This window comes from Dolichospermum sp. UHCC 0352 (assembly GCF_009711925.1).
In the GTDB taxonomy this organism is placed as follows: domain Bacteria; phylum Cyanobacteriota; class Cyanobacteriia; order Cyanobacteriales; family Nostocaceae; genus Dolichospermum; species Dolichospermum lemmermannii.
Map to the genome: position 1 here is coordinate 1 of NZ_VIKY01000296.1, position 4,644 is coordinate 4,644.

Below are 4,644 nucleotides of genomic sequence, written 5' to 3' on the forward strand. Positions count from 1 at the left end.
TGACTCCTGACTCCTGACTCCTGACTCCTCTACTTATATGCCTACTACTTGGAATCGTCATCATATTCTCACACTTGCTGACTTCACAACGGCTGAATATAACGCCGTGTTACAAACTGCGGCTTCTTTTCAAGAGGTACTATCCCGACGGACAAAGAAAGTCCCCACTTTACAGGGACAGGTAGTAGCAAATTTATTTTTTGAACCTTCTACCCGCACGCGCAGTAGTTTTGAAATTGCGGCAAAAAGACTTAGTGCGGATACCCTCAACTTTGCCGCAGCTACATCTTCTATGACCAAAGGTGAAACAATTCTTGACACAGCAAAAACCTATTTGGCAATGGGAACTGATATTATGGTAGTCCGCCATAAGGATGCAGGAGTTCCGCAAGCGATCGCGCAAGAAATGGATCGTTTAGGTGTAAAAGTTAGCGTCCTCAATGCCGGTGATGGACAACATGAACATCCATCTCAAGGATTATTAGATCTATTTACAATTTGTAGTTTAATTGACCCTGCACAACCCAAAATTGAATCATTACAAGGTAAAAAAATTGCTATTGTTGGCGATATTTTACACTCTCGTGTAGCCCGTTCTAATATTTGGAGTTTAATCGCTAGTGGTGCAGAAGTACATCTGTCCGCACCTCCCACATTGTTACCTAAATTCTTTGCAGAATACTTAGGATGTACAGAAAACTCTAACCGATTATTTACCCATTGGCAATTAGAACCAGCTTTGGAAAATGCTGATTTTGTCATGACTTTGCGCTTACAAAAAGAACGCATGACCGCCCATTTATTCCCTAGTTTAAGAGAATATCATCAACTATTTGGCATTACTCGTGCTAAGTTAAAACTATGTAAACCTCAAGTTAAAGTATTGCATCCAGGTCCAGTAAATCGGGGTGTGGAAATTAGTTCTGATTTAATGGATGATCCTGAATTCAGCTTAATTCAATCTCAGGTAACTAGCGGTGTAGCAGTGCGGATGGCACTTTTATATTTTATCGGTAGTGGTAGGGCTTAATTAATAATCATGCAATTGCTATAGCATTATTAAATGTAGTAATTAGTTGCAAAGCATCCGCTCAAATAGAAGTAAAAAGCGAGGGTTTTAAACTGTTCGGCGATTTCTACCCATAACTAGCCTTATGTTACGGAACGTCCATATAATTAACTTAGTCAAGCAACGGAGTTAATTATATGGAAAACCAAGAAGTGACTATTTCAATAGGTGATACTGCTAAATAGCTTGGTGTGTCAGTAAAAACTGTTCGTAGATGAACTGATGCTGGTAAATTGCGATTTGAACGCAGTCCGTGCGGGCATACTTCGACAAGCTCAGTACAAGTCTTGCCCGCGTGAGCGAGACGCTCACACTACAGTCCATCATTTTTATCTTGACAGACTACTAGTTCAGCTATAATCTATTACTATTACTTAATACCTTGTCCAAATTAGAAAAATCCTTGATTTGTAGGTTGGGTTGAAGCATGAAACCCAACAAATGCGTTGGGTTGCGCTGTCGCTTAACCCAACCTACAAGAAATGGACAAGGTATTGATTACTACTATTGGATACCTGTACAGGAGATATACTGAATAATGGCTCTATCTAGTCTTAATGAAGTAGCAAAATATTTAGAACAGCATGAAAACTCACAACAAATTAAAAAATTAATATTCTTCGCTTGTAAAAATGAGTGGGAAAATAATCAAGATACGCTAAATAGATTTAAATTACCAGAATTAATCCAAGAATTATCTAGTTTAAATCCCACGATAGATTGCTTAACTTCGAGTTTATCTATTGCCGTCGGAAATCTTAGCAAACCAAAACAATACTCCATGATTGCCAGTATCATCATCAAAGAAATACAAAAATTATATCTAACCCCTGATCAAGAGACAGAATTAATATTTAAGCAACCTCATCAAGAACAAGAAACAGGATTAATATTAAATCAACCTAGTCAAAATATTCCTAAATTTTATAGTTCTGAAAAAAAATCATCAACTCCTCCAGCAAAAACTCCAAGCAGTTCAAAAAAATCTCAATATAATCAATTTGATTTACGACAAAATCTTATGAGATTTAGTAACCCATTGAGGATTAAAATAATTTTATTTTCTGCACTTTATAATAAATTTACCTTTAATGAACAAGACTGGTTGAGACTAAAATCCGAAGAACTTGATAGTTTATTGCGGAAATTATTTAATTCTTGTGCAACTATTGGAGAACTTGAATCTAAAATAAACAATACTGTGATCTCTTTAGGTACACCAGATAAAAATAATCAAGCATCTGGTGTAATCATCAGAGTTATGCGTGGTTTATATGGTGATATACCAGCCAAAACCAATTCAGATAAACTCCCTAACAGTTATCCATCTGCAAAAACTAAACCACCTGCTAATCCTAATTATCAACCTGCTCCAACTCAAGTTAATGATTTCTATGATGACGATGATAATAATACCTGTCAAATTACAGTACCGCCTACTTGAGATATACTTAATAATAAATAATTCAGACTATTTTTGATTTTGGAAAGAAAAATTTCTAACAACAATTGAGAGAAAAAATTATGGATGCGAAAGAACTTCTGAGACGATATGCAAATGGAGAAACAAATTTTAGCAACGCCAAATTAAATGGAGTAAATTTATTTGATGCAGATTTAATTGGCATAGGTTTAGATCAGGCAAATTTGTCTAATGCTATCCTAACTTTTAGCTATCTAAATCAGGCTCTTCTCAATAATGCGAATCTGAGTTTTACAAATCTCCGCGGTGCAAACCTAACCCAAGCAAAGTTGCAAAATGCCAACTTGCATGACGCTGATTTGCATGGTGCAACTTTGCAAGGTGCTGATCTGCGTAATGCCAACTTAACTTTAGCACATCTGTTAGATGCTAACTTAATGAGTTCCGACTTGCGTGGTGCTAACCTCACAGGTGCTAACCTCACAGGTGCTTGCCTCCGGGGTGCTAACCTGCGAGAAGAAAAAAGAACCTATTCTGCTTGTCTCCGGAGTGCTAACCTGCATAAAGTTGACTTACGGGGTGCTAATTTAACTGGTGCAGACTTAGCTAAGGCCAATCTGAGTGGAGCTAATTTAAGTGAGACTATGCTGCGTGGTGTGGATTTGAGTGGTGCTAATCTGAGTGGAGCAATTTTAGAAAATGCTACTTTAACTGAGACTAATTTACAGGGTGCTAATTTGAATGGTGCAAACCTCATAAATGCTAAACTGTCAAAATCAAATTTGACTGAAGCTGAATTAATAGGTGCTAACTTACATGATGCAATGATGTTCCAGGCTACACTGATTAAAGCCAAGCTGAACCGAGCCAACCTCAGTTTTGCTAGACTGAGCAAAGTTAATTTGAGTCGAGCTAATCTGTGTGAGGCTGATCTAACTGAAGCAGAATTAGTAGATGCTTGTCTTGCTATGACAGACTTTACCGATGCTAACTTAACCAAAGTAAATCTATTTAGAGCAGAAATTAGTACGACAAATCTCACAGGTGCAAATTTGTTTGAAGCGGTAATGCCCGACGGCACAATTGGCTACTAAAAATCAGGAAATTTATTAGTAATTTCGTCATTTCAATGCTCCCTTAAATTATTTTATCCCATTGGAATTAAACCAAATATCTTTGCAAAAACTGGTAACAAATATGCCTACTTTAAGAGTAAATTGTTTTACCTCTTTACCCATATTTTCCTTGCTGATAAGTGGAAGTTGGGTGTTCGTATGTGAATATAGTCCAGTTCAGGCTCAAACATCTAATAATATGCCAATATTCGCACAAGCAACATTGTCATATCTCCAGGAAATACCCATTAACCAGCAGCCATTACCGCAGTTACAACCAGGAAAATTCTATCAATCTCAAGGGACACAATATAGTCAATATAACCAAAACTTTGACCGATATTTTGTTTATGTTGATAGCAATAATTACGAAATTTTGCAGCGAGTTCGGCAAATTGAACCTAATGCCTATATTCGCAATTACAAGGGACGTAAGGTGATCCAGTCTGGCGTTTTCAATGGACAATCTAATGCTCAAAAACGGGTAAGAGAATTGGAATTTAATGGGATTTCTGGCGCGAAAATCGTTAATTCGGAAAATATAGAATTAACACCTAATTATTCGGTTCAACCAGTAATGTCTTATAATGCTCCCGGATATAATGATCAGAACTATCCAAATAACTATCAACAGGAAAAAAGAAATTCCTATTATGTAGTTATTCCTGGTAATGCTAATAGTTTACATTCTTTAGGTACAGAAATTCGCCAAAAAGTTAGCATCAATATTAATGTATTTAGGAGAACTCAACCACTAGGAACGCATATAGCTGTAGGACCATTTAGCGATCGCTTAGAAGCAGAACAATGGAATAGCTATTTGAAAAGTTCAGGTTACGGTAATGCTAGAGTTTACTATGGAAAATAAGGTAATTGGTAATGGGTAATTGGTAATGGGTAATGGGTAATGGGTAATTGGTAATTGGTAATTGGTAATTGGTAATTGGTAATTGGTAATTGGTGAAAATATTTGTCTTTCAACTGACAACTAACAACTGTACGGGCGAAGCATTTGCAGAACTATTTTTGGCAATGAC

5 protein-coding genes are annotated in these 4,644 nt (G+C 36.6%); 4 read left to right on the forward strand and 1 reads right to left on the reverse strand.

Annotated features, from left to right (window positions below; translation table 11 throughout):
• The first annotated feature begins 37 nt into the window (after positions 1-37).
• The 4 genes from FJR06_RS21535 to FJR06_RS21550 all read left to right on the forward strand — a co-directional run bounded on the left by FJR06_RS21535 (position 38) and on the right by FJR06_RS21550 (position 4,475).
• A complete protein-coding gene (locus tag FJR06_RS21535) occupies positions 38-1,030 on the forward strand; it encodes an aspartate carbamoyltransferase catalytic subunit (RefSeq protein ID WP_015078210.1) in 993 nt (330 codons plus the stop codon).
• A 577-nt stretch (positions 1,031-1,607) separates the two neighbouring features.
• Positions 1,608-2,513: a hypothetical protein gene (locus FJR06_RS21540; protein ID WP_015078211.1), complete on the forward strand. Its 906-nt coding sequence runs from the start codon at positions 1,608-1,610 to the stop codon at positions 2,511-2,513.
• Between the two features lie 80 nt (positions 2,514-2,593).
• Entirely contained in the window at positions 2,594-3,586 is a 993-nt protein-coding gene (locus FJR06_RS21545; protein WP_168652238.1) for a pentapeptide repeat-containing protein, read from the forward strand.
• Positions 3,587-3,689: 103 nt separating this feature from the next.
• A complete protein-coding gene (locus tag FJR06_RS21550; protein ID WP_168652239.1) occupies positions 3,690-4,475 on the forward strand; it encodes a hypothetical protein in 786 nt (261 codons plus the stop codon).
• Here FJR06_RS21550 and FJR06_RS24805 read toward each other — a convergent pair.
• Positions 4,463-4,588, reverse strand: a complete 126-nt coding sequence (locus FJR06_RS24805) for a hypothetical protein (RefSeq protein WP_256369543.1) — start codon at positions 4,586-4,588, stop codon at positions 4,463-4,465. The genes FJR06_RS21550 and FJR06_RS24805 overlap by 13 nt on opposite strands.
• Positions 4,589-4,644 lie beyond the last annotated feature (56 nt).

Coding starts and splice junctions, on each gene's coding strand:
- FJR06_RS21535 (WP_015078210.1), top strand. CDS start 38: ATGCCTACTACTTGGAATCGTCATCATATTCTCACACTTGCTGACTTC.
- FJR06_RS21540 (WP_015078211.1), top strand. CDS start 1,608: ATGGCTCTATCTAGTCTTAATGAAGTAGCAAAATATTTAGAACAGCAT.
- FJR06_RS21545 (WP_168652238.1), top strand. CDS start 2,594: ATGGATGCGAAAGAACTTCTGAGACGATATGCAAATGGAGAAACAAAT.
- FJR06_RS21550 (WP_168652239.1), top strand. CDS start 3,690: ATGCCTACTTTAAGAGTAAATTGTTTTACCTCTTTACCCATATTTTCC.